This window comes from Kitasatospora sp. YST-16 (assembly GCF_026802215.1).
In the GTDB taxonomy this organism is placed as follows: Bacteria; Actinomycetota; Actinomycetes; order Streptomycetales; family Streptomycetaceae; genus Kitasatospora; species Kitasatospora cineracea.
The window spans coordinates 476,925-496,809 of record NZ_CP113837.1 but is presented as its reverse complement, the minus strand read 5'-3'; the positions used below and the strand labels follow the sequence as shown (position 1 = coordinate 496,809).

16 protein-coding genes are annotated in these 19,885 nt (G+C 75.3%); 8 read left to right on the top strand and 8 right to left on the bottom strand.

All coding sequences use genetic code 11. The features are described 5' to 3' along the window. Positions 1-23: 23 nt before the first annotated feature. Both OU787_RS02300 and OU787_RS02295 read left to right on the top strand, forming a co-directional pair. Positions 24-1,454, top strand: coding sequence for a dihydrolipoyl dehydrogenase family protein (locus tag OU787_RS02300; protein WP_030459788.1), 1,431 nt, complete (start codon positions 24-26; stop codon positions 1,452-1,454). Between the two features lie 320 nt (positions 1,455-1,774). Next, positions 1,775-2,719: a GNAT family N-acetyltransferase gene (locus tag OU787_RS02295; RefSeq protein ID WP_268658350.1), complete on the top strand. Its 945-nt coding sequence runs from the start codon at positions 1,775-1,777 to the stop codon at positions 2,717-2,719. A gap of 23 nt (positions 2,720-2,742) precedes the next feature. Here OU787_RS02295 and OU787_RS02290 read toward each other — a convergent pair whose 3' ends face one another. Next, positions 2,743-3,399 carry a hypothetical protein gene (locus OU787_RS02290; protein WP_268658349.1) on the bottom strand — a complete coding sequence of 219 codons (657 nt, stop codon included), beginning with the start codon at positions 3,397-3,399 and terminating at the stop codon, positions 2,743-2,745. A 267-nt stretch (positions 3,400-3,666) separates the two neighbouring features. Here OU787_RS02290 and OU787_RS02285 point away from each other — a divergent pair, with 267 nt between their 5' ends. Further along, a complete protein-coding gene (locus OU787_RS02285) occupies positions 3,667-4,686 on the top strand; it encodes an LLM class flavin-dependent oxidoreductase (protein ID WP_268658348.1) in 1,020 nt (339 codons plus the stop codon). Between the two features lie 47 nt (positions 4,687-4,733). On the opposite strand, the gene OU787_RS02280 is transcribed toward OU787_RS02285, so the two are convergent. Further along, positions 4,734-5,771 carry a LysR family transcriptional regulator gene (locus OU787_RS02280; RefSeq protein ID WP_268658347.1) on the bottom strand — a complete coding sequence of 346 codons (1,038 nt, stop codon included), beginning with the start codon at positions 5,769-5,771 and terminating at the stop codon, positions 4,734-4,736. Between the two features lie 271 nt (positions 5,772-6,042). On the opposite strand from OU787_RS02280, the gene OU787_RS02275 reads away from it, so the two are divergent. The 4 genes from OU787_RS02275 (at position 6,043) to OU787_RS02260 (ending at position 11,190) form a co-directional block, all read left to right on the top strand. Then, complete coding sequence (locus OU787_RS02275) at positions 6,043-7,509, top strand: MFS transporter (RefSeq protein ID WP_268658346.1); 1,467 nt, start codon at positions 6,043-6,045, stop codon at positions 7,507-7,509. A 146-nt stretch (positions 7,510-7,655) separates the two neighbouring features. Next, a complete protein-coding gene (locus OU787_RS02270) occupies positions 7,656-9,200 on the top strand; it encodes an MFS transporter (RefSeq protein WP_268658345.1) in 1,545 nt (514 codons plus the stop codon). A 198-nt stretch (positions 9,201-9,398) separates the two neighbouring features. Beyond that, complete coding sequence (locus OU787_RS02265; RefSeq protein ID WP_268658344.1) at positions 9,399-10,160, top strand: FadR/GntR family transcriptional regulator; 762 nt, start codon at positions 9,399-9,401, stop codon at positions 10,158-10,160. A 7-nt stretch (positions 10,161-10,167) separates the two neighbouring features. Then, the gene (locus tag OU787_RS02260) at positions 10,168-11,190 is read left to right on the top strand and encodes a hypothetical protein (RefSeq protein WP_268658343.1); all 1,023 of its coding nucleotides are present in this window, start codon (positions 10,168-10,170) and stop codon (positions 11,188-11,190) included. Between the two features lie 7 nt (positions 11,191-11,197). On the opposite strand, the gene OU787_RS02255 is transcribed toward OU787_RS02260, so the two are convergent. Then, the gene (locus OU787_RS02255) at positions 11,198-13,009 is read right to left on the bottom strand and encodes a sialidase family protein (RefSeq protein ID WP_268658342.1); all 1,812 of its coding nucleotides are present in this window, start codon (positions 13,007-13,009) and stop codon (positions 11,198-11,200) included. Positions 13,010-13,297: 288 nt separating this feature from the next. Between OU787_RS02255 and OU787_RS02250 the strand changes: the two genes are divergently transcribed. Next, positions 13,298-13,954 carry a hypothetical protein gene (locus OU787_RS02250; protein WP_030459779.1) on the top strand — a complete coding sequence of 219 codons (657 nt, stop codon included), beginning with the start codon at positions 13,298-13,300 and terminating at the stop codon, positions 13,952-13,954. Positions 13,955-14,079: 125 nt separating this feature from the next. Here OU787_RS02250 and OU787_RS02245 read toward each other — a convergent pair whose 3' ends face one another. The 5 genes from OU787_RS02245 to OU787_RS02225 all read right to left on the bottom strand — a co-directional run bounded on the left by OU787_RS02245 (position 14,080) and on the right by OU787_RS02225 (position 19,884). Then, the gene (locus OU787_RS02245) at positions 14,080-14,787 is read right to left on the bottom strand and encodes an N-acetylmannosamine-6-phosphate 2-epimerase (RefSeq protein WP_268658341.1); all 708 of its coding nucleotides are present in this window, start codon (positions 14,785-14,787) and stop codon (positions 14,080-14,082) included. Between the two features lie 202 nt (positions 14,788-14,989). Next, complete coding sequence (locus tag OU787_RS02240) at positions 14,990-15,766, bottom strand: ROK family protein (protein WP_268658340.1); 777 nt, start codon at positions 15,764-15,766, stop codon at positions 14,990-14,992. 235 nt (positions 15,767-16,001) lie between these two features. Continuing rightward, on the bottom strand, positions 16,002-16,925 hold the full coding sequence (locus tag OU787_RS02235) for a dihydrodipicolinate synthase family protein (RefSeq protein WP_030459776.1): 924 nt from the start codon (positions 16,923-16,925) through the stop codon (positions 16,002-16,004). Continuing rightward, entirely contained in the window at positions 16,922-17,941 is a 1,020-nt protein-coding gene (locus OU787_RS02230; protein WP_268658339.1) for an oligopeptide/dipeptide ABC transporter ATP-binding protein, read from the bottom strand. The genes OU787_RS02235 and OU787_RS02230 overlap by 4 nt, the downstream gene beginning before the upstream one ends. Beyond that, on the bottom strand, positions 17,938-19,884 hold the full coding sequence (locus tag OU787_RS02225; RefSeq protein ID WP_268658338.1) for a dipeptide/oligopeptide/nickel ABC transporter permease/ATP-binding protein: 1,947 nt from the start codon (positions 19,882-19,884) through the stop codon (positions 17,938-17,940). The genes OU787_RS02230 and OU787_RS02225 overlap by 4 nt, the downstream gene beginning before the upstream one ends. Between the last annotated feature and the right edge of the window lies 1 nt (position 19,885).

The window sequence follows — 19,885 nt, the reverse complement described above, 5'->3', positions numbered from 1 at the left end:
CGGAGAGGCCGGTGGGTGCGGGCATGGGTGCTGAGGACGGCTACGACCTGGTGGTGATCGGGGGCGGGCCCACCGGGGAGAACCTGGCGGACCGGGCGCACGCGGGCGGGCTGAGCGTGGCGCTGGTGGAGAGCGAACTCGTCGGCGGGGAGTGCTCGTACTGGGCGTGCATGCCCAGCAAGGCGCTGCTGCGCCCGGTCGCGGCGCTCGCCGACGCCCGGCGGGTGGCGGGCAGCCGGGAGGCCGTCGGCGGGAAGTTGGACGCGGCGGCGGTGCTGGCGCGGCGGGACGGGTTCGCCTCGCACTGGCACGACGACGGGCAGGTGCAGTGGCTGGCCTCGGCCGGCATCGACCTGGTCCGCGGGCACGGGCGGCTGGACGGCGAGCGGCGGGTCACCGTCGAGACGCCCGACGGCGGGCGGCGCACCCTCACCGCCCGGCACGCCGTCGCCGTGTGCACCGGCACCCGGGCCGCCCTCCCCGACCTGCCCGGGCTGGCCGGCGCCCGGGTGTGGACCAGCCGGGAGGCCACCTCCGCGCAGGAGGTGCCCGGGCGGCTCGCGGTGGTCGGCGGCGGCGTCGTCGCGGTCGAGATGGCCACCGCCTGGCGCGCCCTGGGCAGCGAGGTCACCCTGCTGGTGCGCGGCGACCGACTGCTGGACCGCACCGAGGACTTCGCCGGACAACTGGTCTCCGACGGCCTGCGGGCCGCCGGGGTGGACGTCCGGTTCGGCGTCTCGGTCACCGCCCTGCACCGCGAACCGGACGGCACCCTCCTGCTCGACCTGGCCGACGGCACCCGGCTGCCCGCCGACGAGGCGCTGTTCGCCACCGGCCGCCGCCCCGCCACCGCCGACCTCGGACTCGACACCGTCGGACTCGAACCCGGCAGCTGGATCGAGACCGACGACACCGGCCGCGCCACCGCCGTCCCGGCCGGCTGGCTGTACGCCGCGGGCGACGTCAACCACCGCGCGCTGCTCACCCACCAGGGCAAGTACCAGGGCCGGGTCTTCGGCGCCGCGATCGCCGACCGGGCCGCCGGCCGTCCGCTCGACCTCGCCCCCTGGGGCCGCTCGGTCGCCACCGCCGACCACGCCGCCGTCCCGCAGGTGGTCTTCACCGACCCCGAGGTCGCCGCCGTCGGCCGCACCCTCCAGGAGGCCCGGGACGCCGGGCTGCGGGTGCGCGCCGTCGACTACGACCTCGGCGGGGTCTCCGGCGCCGCCCTGTACGCCGACGGCTACCGGGGCCGGGCCCGGGCCGTCGTCGACCTCGACCGGGAGGTGCTGGTCGGCGTCACCTTCGCCGGGCCCGGTGTCGCCGAACTCCTGCACTCCGCGACCGTCGCCGTCGCCGGGGAGGTCCCGATCGCCCGGCTCTGGCACGCGGTGCCGGCCTATCCCACGATCAGCGAGGTCTGGCTGCGGCTGCTGGAGACCTACCGGGGCTGACCCGGCGTCAGGGGAGGGCGGCAGGGCGTTAGGGGAGGTTGGGGGGCGGAGAAGGGGGTGGGTGGAAAATCCGTTGCGACCCGATTCGGTGGGGTTCTAGGCTGGCCGCGCCGGTCCGTTCCGCGGCCGGCGCCCCGGTCGGGCCCGTGCGGCCCACGTGCAGAAAGGAGTCCGTGATGCCGACCTCGCACCCGGCGCTCCCGATCACCGCTGCCGCCCCCGCTCCCGTCCTCGCGCCCGCGCCCGTCCGGGTGCGGTAGGGCGGTCCGCCCGATCGGGCTGCGCCTCCGGTTCCCGTTCCCCCTGCCCCCGGAGGCACCGTGTTCTTCCGTCCCGCCGTCGCGTCCGACCTCGACGGCCTGCTCTCGCTGTTCACCGCCGACCCCGCCTGCGGGATGACGGCGGACACCTACCTGTCCCGGCTCGCCGCCGGCGAGTACCGCCCGGGCTGGACGTGGACGGCCCGGGCCGCCCCGGGCGGGCCGCCGCTGGCGCTCGCCGTCTGGTGGGGCCGCCCCGGGAGCGACCGGCCCGCCGCGCTCGACGCCCTGGGCGTCCGCCCCGAGTTCGGCTCCGACGCCCGACGGGCCGTGCTGGCCGCCGAGTTGCTCACCGCCGCGCACGCGGCGCACGGGCGGGCGCCCGAGTACCACCTCCTGCTTCCCGGAGACTGGCACGACCGGCCGGAGACGGTCGCCGCCGTCGCCTGGCGGCAGGAGGCGGCCCGCCGGGCCGGGCTCCCGGCCCGCCTGGAGCGGCTGCGCTACGAGTGGACGCCGGGCGCGGGCCTGCCCGCCCCGACCGGGCGGCTGCGCTTCCGGGCCGAACCGGACGACGAGGTCTTCGCCGACCTGTTCCGCCGGGCCCTGACCGGCACCCTCGACGCCACCTCCCGGACGGCCGCCGCTCGCCGCGGCGCCGAGGCACAGGCCCGGGCCGACGTCGCCTTCTACCGGGACGGCATGCCCGGCGAGCGCTCCTGGTGGCGCACCGCGCACACCCCGGACGGCGAACCGGTCGGCTTCGCCGTCCCCTCCCGGAACTCCGCGGGCCCCGTCGTCGGCTACCTCGGCGTGCTGCCCGGGCACCGGGGCCGCGGCTACGCCGAGGAGATACTCGGCGAGACCACCCGCGTCCTGGCCGCCGAGGCCGCCGCCGACCGGATCCGCGCCGACACCGACCTGGCCAACACCCCGATGGCCGCCGCCTTCGAACGCGCCGGTTACCGCAACACCGACCGCCGCCTGGTGCTCTCCGCGCACTGAACGGCGGTGCGGCTGACGGCGCGTCAGCCGCGCAGCTTCGCGCCGGCCTGCCTGCCGAGGGCCTCCTCGGCGGCGGACTCGGCGGGCGTGTTCGAGGCGTCCGTCGCGCTGCGGTCGGCGACCGCCTCGATCGCGTAGTGGGAGCTGCCGACGGTGAAGAAGAGTTCCGGCTGGCTGCCGTCCGAGGCCCGGGTCAGCAGCACGGCCCGGTCGCCGACCCCGGCGACGGGCACGGAGGTGAAGGCCGGGTCCGAGGTGGTCCGGGCGAAGGCGGCGTCGTCGACCAGCCGCAGCGACAGGTACGAGCGGCGCGAGCCCCAGGTGCACGACCACGGACGCTCGGTGGACGGCCCCTCCGCGAGCAACTGGGAGCCGCCGCCCATCGCGGCACTGACCTGCGCGTTGGTCCACACCGTGCAGGGATCGGCCGGCCGCCCGGCCGGTCCGACCGCGGACGGGTCGCCGCTGACGGTGACGGCGATCGTGGCCGCGCCCGTGGGCGAGGCTGGGGGCGAGGTCGGTGCTGACGTTTGGGCTGACGCCGGGGCGCTCGGGTTCGGGGGCGCGGCGTCCGTGCTGCCGCCCGAGGAACTGCAGCCCGCCGCGGCCAGGGCCAGCCCCGCCACCAGCAGCGCGCGCCGACCGCCGGAGAACGCGGTGGGGAACACCTTGGAGAACATCGCCGTCCCTCCCGAAGACCTGATGTCCAGTGACCGACAGCCACCGTAGCCGGGCCGCCCGGCGGCGCGGGCCGGAAGCGGGAAGGAGGGGGGAAGGGGACGGGAAGGGGACGGGAAGGGGGGCAGGCCGGGAGCGGGAAGGACGCGGGACTCCCGAGTGTTGCGGGAGCGTGACGCCGCATCACAATCCCGGCCGGTGGTTGATCGTTCCGGCCCCGGTGTGTGAGCGTGGCGGGATCGGAGACCGAACGACCGAGGAGGAACCCGGTGCCCACCCCCGACCGGCCGCTGCGCTCGCTGGGATTCCTGACCATCGGCCTGTTCGACGAGCACGACCCGGCCGGCGGCCACGAGGCCACCCTGCGACTGATCGAACTCGGCGAACAACTGGGCTTCGACAACGCCTGGTTGCGTCACCGGCACCTGCAGTACGGGATCTCCTCGCCGCTGACGGTGCTCGCCGCCGCCAGCCAGCGCACCCGCCGGATCGCCCTCGGCACCGCCGTCACCCCGCTCGGCTGGGAGAACCCGCTGCGCTACGCGGAAGACCTGGCGACCGTCGACGTGCTCTCCGGCGGGCGGCTCAACCCCGGCGTCAGCGTCGGCGTGCCGATCCACTACGAGGAGGTGAAGGGCGCGCTGTACCCGGACACCGCCGACCGCGAAGACTTCGGCTACGGGCGGGTCGAGCGCCTGCTCGGCCTGCTGCGCGGCGAGCGGGCCAGCACCTTCCAGGGCACCGAGGGCATCGAGGCGTACTCCGAGCGCGTCCAGCCGCACGTGCCCGGCCTGGCCGGACGGGTCTGGTACGGCGGCGGCAGCCTGCGCTCGGCGCGCTGGGCCGGCGAGCAGGGGCTGAACCTGCTCACCAGCAGCGTGGTCCGGGCCGAGGAGAGCGAGAGCTTCGAGGCCAACCAGCTCGCCCTGATCCGGACGTTCCGAGCCGCCCACCCCGCGGGCGAACGGGCCCGGGTCTCGCACGGACTGGTGGTCGTCCCCACCGACAGCGCCACCCCCGAGCAGCGCGCCAAGTACCGGGCGTACGCGGAGTCCCGGTACGCCCGCACGCTCGCCCCGCAGGGCCCCGGCCGCCTGCTGTTCGCCCCCGACCTGGTCGGCACCAGCGAGCAGCTCGCCGAACAGCTGTACGCGCACGCCGCGTTCCGGGAGGCCGACGAGGTCGCGTTCGCGCTGCCGTTCACCTTCGCGCCGGAGGACTACGTCCAGATCCTCACCGACCTCGCCACCCGCCTCGGCCCGCTGCTCGGCTGGAGCCCCGCCGCCTGAGGCCCGAGCCGGGCAGCGGGCAAGCGACCTGACGGTCCGTCAGGAGGTCAGGAGGTCAGGAGGTCGGACGGCCGGGTGGACAACTGGCGGCGGATCGCGTCCTGGAAGCCGGTCAGCGCCGGGTTCGCCGGGCTGCGCTCCAGCCAGGTCATGGTGATCGCGGTCCGGAGTTCCGCGTCGCCGACCTCCACCACGGCGACCTCGCCCCGGTCGGCCCGGTGGCGGACCGCGAGCAGCGGCAGCAGCGCGCAGCCCATCCCGGCCGCGACGCAGGCGCCCAGCGTGTCGATGCTGTCCACCTCGGCGACCGGCTCCGGTCCGACCGCGGCTGCGACTGTGGTCGTAGCCGTAGCCGTAGCCGTAGCCGTAGCCGTAGCCGCGTCGGTGGAGGTGCTGCCGAACGCGGTGTCGTACATCTCCCGGAAGCCGCAGCCCCGTTGGGTGGCCAGGAACGGTTCGGCGGCCAGCTCCGCCAGGTCGGCCCGACCGCGAGTGGCCAGCCGGTGGCCGGGCGGGACGATCACCACCAGGGGCTCCTCGGCCAGCGTCTCCGCGCGCAGCCCCGGGGCGTCCGGTCCGGCGTTCGGAGGGGTGTTCGGCGGGATACCCGGCGGGACGTTCAGTGGGACGTTCGGTGGGACGTTCGGTGGGGTGCCGAAGGTCAGGCAGAGGTCGAGTTCGCCGCGCCGCACCGCTCCGTGGAGTTCGCCGCGGTTGGACTGCGAGACCCGCACCCTGGTCTCCGGGTGCCGGGCATGGTAGGAGGCCAGTACGCCGGGCAGCAGGTGCCGACTCAGTGTCTCCAGCGCGCCGAGGGCCAGTTCCGGGGCGGGCCGGACGACCGCGGTGCGCGCCTCCTCGAGCAGCCCGAGGATCCGGCCGGTGTAGGAGGCGAGCACCTCGCCCTGCGCGGTCAGCCGGATCCGGCGCTGCGAGCGGTCGACCAGTTCGACGCCCAACTCCCGTTCCAGCGCCTGGACCTGGTCGCTCACGCTGGACTGCGCGTAGTGCAGTTCGCGCGCCGCCCCGGTCATGCTGAGCGTCCGGGCGACCGCCTCGAAGGTGCGCAGGTGCCGTAACTCCACTGCCGGGCCACTCCTCTGACGATCCGTCGGCCTGCCGGTGCTCCGTCGCCGATCCATCGGCCGGGCCGATTGTATCCATCGGTCCTTCCCGTGCTCAGGACGGCCGGATCCGCTCCCCGCTCCGGAAGAATGGCAGCACCGCCCCCACCGCACCGCCACGGTGCCGATCCGGGGGACCGGACGACCGCGCCCCGGCCGACCGGTTCCCCGGACGCTGCGGCCTGCGCTCTTCCCGTTCCGCCTTCTCCCCTCCACCACGAGGAGCACGCCCATGGCCACCCAGGCCGACGCCCGGTCCGCCGCTTCGGCTGCTGCCACCGCTTCCGCCGCTGCCGCTGCCGCCACCGGTTCTGCCGCCGCCGCCCCGGCCGGGTCCGCGGGGCCGCCCCGCGGACTGCTGGTCGGGCTCTCGCTCGGCTACTTCATGGTCCTGCTGGACCTGACCGTCGTCTCGGTGGCCCTCCCCGCGATCGCCGACCGCCTCGGTGTCGGCCTGAGCGGCCTGCAGTGGGTCACCAACGGCTACACCGTCACCTTCGCCGCCCTGCTGCTCACCGCGGGCTGGCTGTCCGACCGCTTCGGCGGGCGCCGGGTCTTCCTGTGCGGGCTGGTCGCGTTCGGGCTGCTGTCCGGGGTGTCCGCACTGGCCGACACGCTGCCCGTGCTGGTCGCGCTGCGGCTGGCCCTGGGCGCGGCGGGGGCGCTGCTGCTCCCGTCCTCGCTCGCGGTGATCACCCGCGCGTACGCCGACCCGGCGGCGCGGGCCCGGGCGGTGGGCGCCTGGGCGGCGATCACCGGTGCGGCGCTGGCCGCCGGGCCGGTGATCGGCGGCGTGCTGACCGCGGCCGTCGGCTGGCAGGCGGTCTTCCTGGTCAACGTGCCGCTGGCGGCGGTCAGCCTGGCCGTCACCGTCCGGCGGGCCCCGGAGACCGTCCGCAAGCCACGCGGCGGCTTCGACCCGGTCGGCCAGCTCACCGCCGCCGTCGCGCTGGCCGCCCTGGTGTACGCGCTGATCGAGGGCGCGGACCTGGGCTGGTCCGCCGCCCGGGTGCTGGGCGCGCTCGCGCTCGCCGTCGTCGCCGCGGTCGGCTTCGTGCTCGCCGAGCGGCGGGCCGGGGACGCCGCGATGGTGCCGCTGCGGATGTTCCGCAGCCCGGGCTTCTCGCCCGCGGTCGCGGCGGGCCTGCTCGCCAACTTCGGCCTCTCCGGGCTGCTGTTCGTCCTGTCGCTGTTCTTCCAGGACGCCCGCCACTACTCGCCGGCCGTCGCCGGGCTGGCCTTCCTGCCGCTGACCCTGCCGACCGCCGTCAACCCGCTCTGGACCGGCCGCCTGGTCGGCCGGATCGGCCCGCGCCGTCCCGCCACCACCGGCTTCGTCCTGATGGGCGCGGGCGCGCTGCTCCAGGCGCCGTTCACCGGCGACTCGGCGCTCGCCCCGGCCGCGACGCTGACGGGCCTGCTGGCCTTCGGCTTCGGCGTCTCCTTCGCGCTGCCCGCGCTGGTCGCCGCAGTGGCCGGCACCGTGCCCGCCGAGTTCGCCGGGACCGGCGCGGGCGTCCTCAACTCGGCCCGCCAGGTGGGCGCCTCGCTCGGGGTCGCGGTCCTCGGCGCGGTCCTCGACCTGTCGCCGTCCGGCGCCGACGGCACCCGCCGGGCCCTGCTCGCGGCCGGGGCCGCGCTGCTGCTCGGGGCCGTCGTCGCCGCCACCGGCCTGCGCGGGAAGGCGCCCGCGGCCTGAGCCGGCGGCCCGGCGGCCCGGCGGCCCGGTGGCCCGGTGGGCGGTGGGCGGCGGGTCTCCCGGGCGTCGGGACCTGCGCCGGGACCCGTACCGGAACCCTCACCGGAACCCATTGCGGAATCCGGTCGTCCGGATATCCTGCCGCGATGGACCGACCCCCGCGAGGCACCGACCCCCGCCGCCGGCCCCGCTGGTACCGGCAGGTCGGGCGGCGCGGCTGGACGGCCTTCGCCGCCGCCTGGGGCGGGTACGTGCTGGACGGCTTCGACTTCGTCCTGATCACGCTGGTGCTCACCGAGGTCCGGGCGGAGTTCGGGCTGGACGCCGTGCAGGCCGCCTCGCTGGTGTCGGCCGCGTTCGTCAGCCGGTGGCTCGGCGGGATGCTGCTCGGCGCGCTCGGCGACCGGTACGGGCGGCGGGCCGCGATGACCGCCAGCATCCTGCTGTTCTCGCTCGGGACGCTGGCCTGCGGGCTCGCCGGGAGCTACGGGGCGCTGTACGCGGCCCGGCTGGTGGTCGGGCTCGGCATGGCGGGGGAGTACAGCGCCAGCGCCACCTACGTGATGGAGAGCTGGCCGGAACGGATGCGCGGGCGGGCCAGCGGGTTCCTGATCTCCGGGTACTCGATCGGGACCGTCCTCGCCGCGCAGGTCTACAGCCAGGTGGTGCCCGCGCTCGGCTGGCGCTGGATGTTCTACCTGGGCGTGCTGCCCGCGCTGTTCGCGCTGTGGATGCGCCGCGCGCTGCCCGAGGCCGAGGACTGGGAGGAGGCGATCGCCGAGACCGCCGCCCGCCCCAACCCGTTCCGCCCGCTGTTCACCCGCCCGCTCCGGAACGCCCCGGACGCCCGCCGCCCCGCCGGGAACGCCCCGGACGCCGGCCGCCCCGCCGGGACCGGGCGGGGGAGCAGCCAGGGCCCGGACGCCCCCCGCCCCGTCGAGGTGTTCTCGGCCGGCCGGGCCGCGCTGCACCTCGGGCTCGCCGCCGGGGCCTTCGGCGCGCTGCTGGTGCTGTTCACCGGCCGGGCCGGGGACGCCGCCTGGCCGCTCGCCCTGTTCGCCGCGGGCGCGCTCGGCACCCTCGCGGTCCGGCTCGGCAGCCCCGGCCACCGGGTGCTGTACCTGGCGCTCACCGTCACCGTGTTCGCCGGGTTCCTGTACACCTGGCCGATCCAGGCGCTGCTGCCCACCTACCTCAAGACCGAGCTGCACTACACCGCCGGGCAGGTCCGCGACGTGCTGTTCTGGGCCGGGTTCGGGACGGCCGCCGGGTGCGTGCTGGCCGGGTTCACCGGCGACCGGTTCGGCCCGGCCCGGGCCTACGCGCTCACCCTCACCGCGTCGCTGGCCTTCGTCTTCCCGGTGTTCGCCGTGCACGACGACCTGCTGCTGCTCGGCGTGCTGCTGTTCCTGCTCCAGGCCACCAGCTTCGGCATCTCCGGCCTGCTGCCCCGCTACCTGGGCAGCCACCTGCCGGTCGAACGCCGCGCCTCCGGCCTCGGCTTCGTCTACAACGTCGGCGCGCTCGGCGGCGCCGTCGCCCCGCTGCTCGGCGCCCGCCTCGCCGAGGGCCGCCCGCTCGGCCAGTCGCTGGCGGTCCTCACCTTCGGCCTCAGCCTGCTGGTCGTCCTGCTGATCGGCCTGGACATCCCCGGCCGCCTGCACCGCCTCGCCGACCGCGCCCCGTCCTGACCCCGCCCCTCCCGGCCTCCGGCTCTCCCGGCCTCCGGCTCTCCCGGCCTCCGGCCTCCGGCCTCCTTCCCACCTGCTGGTCAGACATCGGATGTCCGCGAGCCGGACTGGTAGGCTGGCAGCCCCCCGTGGCCCGACGCCACGCGGGGGAACACCCGGCGGAACGCGCCGGGAAGCGGAGAAGTGGGGACAGCACCGGTGGCCGAGACCATCCGCACCAAGGGCGTCGCGTCGCCGCGCCCGCTGCGCCGGCACGAGGTGGCCGAACGGATCAAGCGGTACATCATCGACAACCGGCTGCGCCCCGGCGACCTGCTGCCCAGCGAGGGCGAGCTGTGCGAGGCGCTCGGCGCCAGCCGCTCCAGCGTCCGCGAGGCCGTCAAGACGCTGGACGCGCTGGACATCGTCGAGGTCCGGCACGGCCACGGCACCTACGTGGGCCGCCTCAGCATGTCCGCCCTGGTCGAGGGGCTGACCTTCCGCGGACTGCTCAGCCCCGACGACGACTTCAAGGTGCTGGAGGAACTCGTCGACGTCCGCGAGGTGCTGGAACGCGGCATGGCCCAGCGCATCCTGGACACCCTGCACGCCGACCACATCACCGCCCTGGAGGAACTGGTCGACGAGATGGAGGCCGGACTGGCGGCCGGCCAGGACGTCATCGGCATCGACCGCCGCTTCCACGCCCTGCTGGTCGAACCGCTCAAGAACGAGATCATCAGCCAGTTCTCCTCCGCCTGCTGGGACGTCTACGGCATCGTCGCCCCCCACCTGCACGTCATCACCAAGCAGGACGAACTCGACACCGTCAACGCCCACCGCGCCGTGGTCGCCGCCGTCCGCGCCGCCGACCCGCTCGCCTTCGACCGCGCCGTCGAAGCCCACTACCGCCCGGCCCGCCGCCGCATTGCCGCCGCCCGCGAACGCAACGCCAAGGCCGCCGCACAGAACGGCAGTTGACGTCCTCTTGGGAGCAGAGTGGCAGGACGACCCGGTCCGCCAGGAGATCGTCCGGGCCTTCCTCGACGCCGACCCGCTGGCACAGGCGGGCGGCCCGCTCGACGTCCGCGCCGTGCTCGCGGCGCTCCCCGCGGCGAGCAAGGACGCCTTCGCGTACGACGACCTCCCCTGGGAACGCTTCCCGGAGGGTGCCGGCACCCGGGACGACGTGGCGCGGCTGCGCTCCACCGACCCCGAGCAGGTGTACCGCGGAGTGCGCGGGGTGGAGGGCCAACTGGCCAACAGCTACTGGTCGGTGGCGGCCATGGCCGTCCCGTTCCTGCTCCGTGCCGCGGCCGACCCGTGCAACCGGCACCGCGGCTACGCGCTGGAGACGGCAGCCTGGACGGTGCGCCGGGTGCTGGCTCCCTGGCCGGAGACCAGGAGTGAACTGCTGCGCTTCGACGACCCGGGGTGGCGCTACGAACCGAGCGGCTACTTCGGGACGTGGGGCATCGAGGCCGCCCGGGACGCACTCGCCGCGGACGCGGACCTGCTGACAGCCCTGCTCGACGACCCCGTCCCCGGCATCCGCGCCGCGGCCGCCTACACCTTGGTGGCCGCCTCCGGCCCCGCCGACCGCACTCGCGCGGCCCTGTACGCACGGCTGCGCACCGAGGCCGATCCCGTGGTGCGGGCCGGACTGCTGCTCGCGCTCGTGCAGTGGGCCGACGAGCATCCCGACCCCGGGTGCGAGGCGTGGGTGCGGGCCCGGTGGTCCGACCCCGCCGAACCGCCCGCCGTCCGGGTGGCTGCCGCGCTGGGCTGGCTGTGCCTGACCGACGCCCCCGTCCCGGACGCGCTGCTCGCCGCACTGGACGCGTGCGCGACCGAGGAGACGGCCCGACTGATGGCGCCGCTGCCCTGGCTGCGCGAGATCGACCGCGGCGGCGACGCCGGACTCCGGCGTTTCCTGGACGGGCTGCTCCCCTCCGTGCACCCGGAGCCGGAGGGGGAAGATCCCTGGGAAGCTTCCCCCTCGCATGACTGACGGATCGTCAGGAACCGCTCACCCAGGCGGTGGTGAAGTTGGTGTACACGATGCCGCCGGTGCTGCCGATCTCGTACAGGTCGGCCACGGTGCCGTCGTTGAGGACCGCTGCGCTGGAGTAGCCGCTGGGGCCGGCCTTGAGGAGGGTGCGGTGGGGCCAGCTGGCGCCGTCGTCCTGGCTGATGCGGACGGTGAGGTCCTGGCGGGTGGAGTTGTTGGAGGTGGCGGCGTTGGACAGGACGGCGGTGGGGCTGAGCAGCGGGTGACCGGCGGCGTCGGTGTCGGTGGGGCGCAGGTAGGAGATCTCGTCGCCGTTGCAACCCGGGTCCAGCAGGCCGGAGTTCCAGGCGGTGCCGAAGCCGCCGGCGACGTCGGTGGCGCCGGAGGTGGTGGCGTACCAGCGGTTGCCGCCCGCGTTGGAGCGCATGTTCTGGACGACCTTGCCGGTGCTGCGCTGGATCGCCTTGGACTCGTTCACGCCGGTGGCCGCGGAGCCGCCGGAGTGCCAACTGGCGCCGTGGTCGTCGGAGTAGAGATTCGCCGCGTGGTCGCCCGCCGCGTCGTGGTAGACCATCGGCTGCACCAGGCGGCCGGAGGCGAGCTGCACGCCGTGCCCGGAGGAGGCGAACATGCCGGCCCAACTCGCGTCGCGGACGGACGGGTTGAGGTCGACGGGGGCGCTCCAGGTGGCGCCGTCGTCGTCCGAGGTGACGTACCGGACGTGGGTGTTGGTGGTGGCGGTGGCGGAGGTGTCGCCGGCGGTGGAGCCGTAGTAGCCGACGCCGACCTTGGGCGAGTAGGTGAAGAAGCAGAACACCCGGCCGGTGGTCCGGTCCACCAGCAGGCTGGAGTCGCCGTAGCCCTCCGCGGTGGTCGCGGGGTGGGCGATGATCCGGGGCGCCGAGAAGGTCGTCCCGCCGTCGGTCGAACGGACCATCGCCACCTGGATGTTGTTCGTTCCGCCGCCGAGGTCGGCGCCGCCGTCGATCCGGGCGTCGGCGGTGGCGATCACCGTGCCGGACGCGGTCTGGGCCAGCGCCGGGATCCGCACCGACTTCGCGGTGGTGGTCGTGGTGGTGTACGAAACCCCGTCGGCGGCAAGGGTGTTGACGCCGCTGATCGGGGTGGCGGTGGTGAGGACGGTCTGCGCGTTCATGCCCGGGGTGCCGGCCGCCAGGCCGCAGTTCGCGGTGCCGGACTGGGTGCTGCTCCAACTGCTGCCGGTGGCGGTCAGGTTGAAGGTGTAGGGGGTGCCGTTCGGGAGGGTCCAGTACAGCGAGGAGTCGCCGGACATCGCCGGAACGCTCACCGTCCACGGCGAGTTGGTGCGGCCCGGCCAGGCGACGGTGAAGGTCTGCGCGGCGGCGGTGCGGTTGTCCAGGGTGATCCGCAGGCGGTGGCTCGCGGGCAGTGAGCCGTCGGCGTTCCGCGGGCACTCCAGGCTGACGTTGGCGTCCAGCGTGTTCGAGCAGTCCAGGGTGCCGCTGACGGTGTTGTCGTAGCCCTGCGGGGTGGTGGTGCGGAAGGTGTAGGCGGTGCCGGACGGCTTGGTGAAGTAGAAGTGCGAGGAGTCGAAGGCCGCGACGGTCGCCGTCCAGGTGCCGTTGCCCGGCCAGGTGAGGGTGAAGGTGGTGGGGGTGGCGGTGTTGTTCACCACCGTCTGCTGGATCCGGCCGCCGGAGGCGCAGTCCTGGCTGACCACGGCCGACTGGCCGACCGGGGCTGCGGCGGACGCGGTGGCCGCGCCCAGCGGGAGCGCGGCCAGGGTGAGGGCGCCGACCGAGAGGAAGGCGCGGGCGTGCGGAGGGGAGAGGGCCACGGGGGTGCTCGCAATCGTCCGAGGGGGAGTCCGCGTCCGCCGACCGGCCGGGGCGCGGGCGTGGGGGCCGCGCAGGGGTGGCCGGTCGGCGGACGGGCGGAGGGAGCCGAGACATCGGAGTCAGGACATCTGATGTCTGGTCAACGACCCTAGGGAGAACGGCGGGTGGTGGTCAAGGGGTCTGACGTAAGACATCTGATGTCCAGGGTGGGGGGTGCGGCCGGACCGTCCGAAGGGTGTGCGAACATGCCGGGCGCAGGCGAACCCGGACGAGAGGACGGCGACACCATGAAGGACATCGAGGCGGAGCGGCAGCGGATCCTGGCCTCGCCCCCGGCCGCGCTCGTCGCGCAGGCGGCCGCCAACCCCGGCGGATCGGTCGCGGTGATCGACCCCGAGTACGTCGACGACCCCGACGGCTTCGTGCCGGGCGAGGCGGTCCACGGATACTGGCTGGTCGGCCCGGACGGGAAACTGACCGGCGAGTACCGGGAGAACCCGCGGCACGGGCGGCCCGTGGACGACCTCCACCACCTCACCGACCCCGACCACTGGCTCGGCTGGCTCGGCGACGACCCGGCCGCGACGGTCCGCGACTCCCTCGCCCGCTGCCTGACCCAGCAGGTCCCCGGATCGGTGGTGGAGTGGGTCAAGACCACCGGCAAGCCCGGCTTCCGCACCGGCGGCCGGCGCAGCCCCGAGGACGAGCAGCGCATCGTCGTCACCAGGGCCGGGCTCGCGGTCCCCTTCGCGCTGGCCGTGACCGCGCCCGGACGCCGGCGCGAGATCCTCACCGGCGTCTTCAGCTGGGTCGCCGTCCGCCTCGACCGGCCCGGGCAGCGCAAGGACCAGGTCTGGCTCGACCTCCGGGCCGACCTCGCCTGGGCGGAGGAGCAACTCGACCGGCGGATCTACCAGGTCGGGGAGCCCGCTCCGGAGAGCTGATCCGGCAGCCGGGGGCGGTGACGGAGCACTCGGCGGCTCAGCGGCTCAGCGGGACGGCGGGACGGTGGCTCAGCGGCTCAGCGGCTCAGCGGCTCAGCGGCTCAGCGGGACGGCGGGACGGTGGCTCAGCGGGACGGCGGCCGGTGCGCGGCGTCGACCTCGGCGGCGAACCAGCGGGTCAGGGTGGTCGGGTGGGTGATCGCGGTGCCCACCACGACCGCGAACGCGCCGGCCTCCAGCGCGGACCCGGCCTGGGCGGGGGTGTGGATCCGGCCCTCGGCGACCACCGGGACGTCCAGGGCGGCGGCCAGCCGGGACACCAACTCCAGGTCCGGGCCGGGCAGATGGGGCGAGTCGTCGGTGTAGCCGGAGAGCGTGGTCCCCACCAGGTCGGCGCCCGACTCGGCGGCGCGCAGACCCTCCTCGAAGGTCGCGACGTCCGCCATCACCAGCGCGCCCGCCTCGCGGGCGGCCGCGAACGACTCCGCGAGCGGCCGCCCGTCCGGCCGGGGGCGGGCGGTTGCGTCCAGGGCCACGATCTCCGCCCTCGTCGCCGCGACCTGCCGGACGTGCTCGGCGGTCGGAGTGATCACCACCCCGGACGCGCCGTCCTTCCAGAGCCCGATCAGCGGCGCGTCCGTCGCGGCCCGGATCGCCCGCAGATCCGCCAGCCCCTGCGCCCGGATACCGGCCGCCCCGCCCTCCAGCGCGGCGAGCGCCATCCGCCGCATCGCGTCCGGGTCGCGCAGCGGCTCGCCGGGGTACGCCTGGCAGGAGACGACCAGGCGGCCGCGCAACCTTTCGATGGGGGAGGGGAGTTGGTGAGAAGTCATGAACAGGCTCCAGTAAGGGGGAACGGCGGGAGGGTATTCAGGGGCCAGGGGAACGGCGAGTCCGTGCTGCTGGTGGCCGGAGCCCATCGGAGGTTCGTGCTGCTGCGCGCAGTGAACAGAACCGGAAGCAGATGCGCGCAACGGCAGTGCACCGTCAGCAGACCCGGGCTCGCCGTTCCCCGAGCCCCTGGCGGGGCTCTCCTTAGCCCGTCGTGGCCAGGCGGGCCGCGCCGACGATCGCGGCGGTGGGGCCCAGGGCGCAGGGGGTGAGCGGGAGTTCGGCGAGCGGGGGGAGGAGTTCGGCGGCGAAGGCGGCGCGCAGCGGGTCCCACCAGGGCGGGCCGCAGTGGGCGACGCCGCCGCCGATCAGGACGAGGTCCGGGTCGAGGACGTTGGCGAGGCCGCCGATCGCCTGGCCGAGAGCCTGGGCGCCGGTGGCCAGGACGCGGGTGGCGAGGTCGTCTCCGGCCGCGGCGAGGGCGGCGACGGCCCGCAGGTCGGGGACGTCCGGGGAGCCGCCCGCGCGGCGGTACGCGGCGTGCAGGGCGGGCCCGGCGGCGACCGCCTCGACGTGGCCGGTGCCGCCGCAGGTGCAGGGCAGGCCGGTGGCGGCGGGGACGGCGAGGTGGCCCAGGTGCCCGGCGACCTGCCGGGCGCCGTGGTGGACCCGGCCGTCGATCAGCAGCGACCCGCCGACGCCCGTCCCGACCGCGACCAGCAGCACGCAGCGGGCGCCGCGCGCGGCCCCCGTCCACGCCTCGCCGAGGGCGTGCGCGTGCACGTCGTTGTCGACGGCGACCGGCAGGCCGAGCAACTGCTCCAGCCCGGAACGGAGTTCGGTCCCCGCCCAGCCCGGCATCGCGTCGGTCGCCGAGACGACCCGGCCGCGCACCGGATCGATCACGCCCGCACTGCCGACCCCGACCGCCGCCGGCTCGCCGCCGAGGGACCGGACCGCCCCGGCCACCGCCGCCAGCACCGCGGCGGCCCCTCGGCGGCGGGCGTCGGCACGGTGACGACCGGCCCGACCGCGCCGTCCGGCCCGACCAGCGCGGCGGAGGTCTTCGTCCCGCCGATGTCCACCCCGGCCACCACGGCCGCCCCGGCCACCACGGCCGCCCCGGCCCCGGCTGCAACGCCCCTGGCCGCAACGCCACTGGCTGCCACGGCCCCGGCCGCAACGTCCCCGGCCGCCACGTCCCCGGTGATGGGGGTCAACGCAGCCCGGCCCGGTCGAGGAGGGCGGCGACGGCGGCGGTCTGCTCGGCGTCGTACGCGGTCATGGGGGTGCTCATCGCGTTGGTGGTGATGATGCCGCGCAGCATCAGCGCGGTCTTGAAGGCGCCGAGGCCCGCGGCGGTGCCGGAGGTGTCCTTGGCGACGGTGACGATCTCGAACAGCCGGGCCAGCCGGTCCTGTTCGGCCGCGGCGGCGGCCCAGTCGCCGGCGGCGGCGTGGTCGGCGAGGCGGCGGTAGCCGTGCGGGTCGACGTTGCCGAGGCCGGGGACGACGCCGTCGGCGCCGCCGAGCAGCGCGCCGTCGACCACCACCTCGTGGCCGGTGAGGACCGCGAACTCGGGCAACTCCCGTGCGCCCAGGCACAGGTAGCGGAAGGCGACGTCGTCGCCGGAGGAGTCCTTGACGCCGGCCAGCACGCCGTCCGCGGCCAGCCGGAGCAGCATCGCGGTGTCCAGCTTGTTGTGCACGCAGACCGGGATGTCGTAGGCGAACAGCGGGAGTTCGGCGGCGGCCGCGATCTCACGGAAGTGCCGTTCGATCTCCACGGGGTGGGTGCGGGTGTAGAACGGGGCGGTGGCGACCACCGCGTCCGCGCCCGACTCCCTTGATATGGCGGCCCGTTCGATCACCCGGTTGGTGGTGGTCTCGATGCAGCCGGCGATCACCGGGACCTGGCCGGCGTTCGCGCCGATCACGACCTCCAGGACGCGGGTGCGCTGGGCCTCGGTGAGGTAGGCGGTCTCGCTGGAGCTGCCGAGCGCGAACAGGCCGTCCACGCCGCCCTCCAGCAGGAAGCCGACCAGGCGCTCCAGCGAGGGGACGTCGATGTCGCCGTCGGCGGTGAGCGGGGTGACGACGGGCGGGACGACGCCGGAGAAGGCGGGGCGGCGGGCGGTCATGACGTGCTCCTTGCAGGGGTGATCTCGGGGTGGACGCAGTGCCAGCGCCGCGCGTCGTCGCCGTCGGCGGCGGGGAACGCGGTGGCGCAGGCGTCGTCGGCCTTCCAGCAGCGGGTTCGGAACGGGCAGCCGGTCGGCGGGTTGGTGGCGGAGGGGACGGGGCCGTGCAGGACGATCCGCTCGGTGTCCTCCAGCAGGCTGGGGGTGGCGGAGAGCAGGGCCCGGGTGTACGGGTGGGCGGGCGCGGCGGCGACCTGTTCGGCGCGGCCCTCCTCGACCACCCGGCCGAGGTAGAGCACGGCCAGCCGGTCGGCCAGGTAGCGGACGGTCTGGATGTCGTGCGAGATGAACACCATGCCCAGGCCCAGGCGTTCGCGCAGGTCGACCAGCAGGTTGAGGACCTGGGCGCGGACCGAGACGTCCAGCGCGCTGGTCGGCTCGTCGGCGACCACGATCTCCGGCTCCAGGGCCAACGCCCGTGCGATGGCGACGCGTTGGCGCTGGCCGCCGGAGAGCTGGCCGGGCAGGTTGCGCACCACGTGGCCGGGCAGGCCGACCAGGTCGAGCAACTCCTCGACCCGGGCCTCGCGTTCGGCGGGGGTGCCGCGCCGGTGGACGTCCAGCGGGTCGCGCAGGATCCGGCCGATCGGCAGTCGCGGGTTGAGCGCGGTGGAGGCGTCCTGGAACACCATGCCGACGCTGGAGCCGAACTCGCGGCGGCGCCGGCTGCCGGGCAGCGCCCACAGGTCCTCGCCGCGGAAGGCGACGGTGCCCTCGGTGGGGCGCTGCAGGCCGGTCAACACCCGTGCCAGGGTGGACTTCCCGCAGCCGGACTCGCCGACCAGGCCGAGGATCTCGCCCTTGCCGACGGTCAGGTTGGCGTCGGTCAGGGCGTGCACCGCGTCCCGCTTGAACAGGCCGCCGCTGCGGGCCCGGTGGCGGACGTGCACACCCTCCAGGCTCAGGACGGGACTCGGCACGGGGTTCAGCACGGGACTCAGTACCGGAGTTGTCATCGCAGGCTCCCTTCGAGGCGGTCGGCCGCCGGGTGGTGGCAGGCGAAGGCGTGGCCGGCGGAGCGGTCGGCGGCCTGCGGCGGGGTGGTGCGGCACAGTTCGGTGGCGGCGGCGCAGCGGGTGGCGAACCGGCAGCCGGAGTTGAAGCGCTGCGGGGCGGGCACCACGCCGCGGATCTGGTGCAGGCGCTCGGACCCGGCCTCCAGGGAGACCACCGAGCCGAGCAGGCCGCGGGTGTAGTGGTGCGCGGGGTCGGTCAACAGGGCGTCGGTGTCGCCGAGTTCGGCGAGCTGACCGGCGTACATGACGGCCACCCGGTGGGCCAGGTCGCCGACCAGGGCGAGGTCGTGGGAGACCAGCACCATGGCGAAGCCGAGCTCCTCGCGCAGCCGGACCAGCAGTTCGACGACCTGGGCCTGCACGGTGACGTCGAGCGCGGTGGTCGGCTCGTCGGCGATCAGCAGCTTCGGGTCGCGGGAGAGCGCCATGGCGATCAGGACGCGCTGGCGCTGGCCGCCGGAGAGCTCGTGCGGGTAGGAGCGCAGGGTGCGTTCGGGGGAGAGGCCGACCAGTTCGAGCAGTTCGGCGGGCGTCTTGGTGCCGCCGCGGGAGGTGAGTTGGCGCAGCTGCCGGCCGACCAGCACGGACGGGTTGAGCGAGGAGAGCGCGTCCTGGTAGACCATGGCGATCTCGGGGCCGGCCAGCGCGCGGCGCTCCTTGGCGTCCAGGGTGAGCAGGTCCCGGCCGCGGTACTCGATCCGGCCGGAGACCTCGGCGCCCCGGGCCAGCAGGCCCATCACGGCCAGCGAGGTGATCGACTTGCCGCAGCCGGACTCGCCGACCAGGCCCAGGGTCTCGCCCTGCCGGACGGTGAAGGACAGGCCGTCGACGACGGCGACCTCGCCGTACCGGTCGGGGAAGCGGATCGACAGGTCGCGCACCGCGAGCAGCTCGGGCGCGTCGTCCGGGACGGGCGCCACCGGGCTGGGCCGGTCGGCGATCCGCTCGGCGAGCACCTCCAGCGCGGCGGAGACCCGCTCGTCCTCGGGCTCGACGGCGGCCGCGGCGGGCTCCGAACCACCTTGCACCGGAGCGGACTTGGCGGGTGAGGCGGTGGCGTCGGTGAGGCCCTCGGCGAGCACGTTCAGCGCCAGCACGGTGACCAGGATCGCCAGGCCGGGGAAGAGCGTGGCCCACCAGCCGCCGGCCAGCAGGATCTGCTGCCCGTACGCCAGCACGTTGCCCCAGCTCGGGTTGGGCTGCTGCACGCCGGCGCCCAGGAAGGACAGGCTGGCCTCGAAGATGATCGCCTCGGCGACCAGCACGGTGGCGAACACCGCGACCGGCGCGGCGCAGTTGACGGCGACGTGCCGCAGCACGATCCAGCCGCGCCGGGCGCCGATCACCTGCTCGGCGGCCACGTAGTCCTCGCCGTACTGGGACTGGACGTTGGCCCGCACCACCCGGGTCAGCATCGGCACGTAGACGAAGGCGATGGTGCACACCAGGATCGGCACGCTGGTGCCGAAGATGGTGACCAGCACGGCGGCCAGCGCGATCGGCGGGAAGGCCATCACCACGTCGAGGGTGCGCATCACGCCCTCGTCGCCGGCCTTGCGGGAGGTGGCGGCGAACGCGCCGAGCACGCTGCCCAGCAGCAGCGCGACCAGGGTCGCGCCGAGGCCGATCACCAGCGAGTAGCGGGCGCCGCCGACCACCCGGGCGAACACGTCCCGCCCGGCCCGGTCGGTGCCGAACCAGTGGGCGCCGCTCGGGGGTTGCACCGGCAGGCCGGTGGCCAGCGGGTCCTGGGTGAACAGCGGGCCGAGGGCTGCCGCGAACAGCACCAGCAGCAGCACGCCGAGGGCGATCCGGGCGGCGGGCGACAGCCGGCGGAAGGCGATGCCGGGCCGGGCCAGCGAGCGCAGGAGTCCGATACGCATG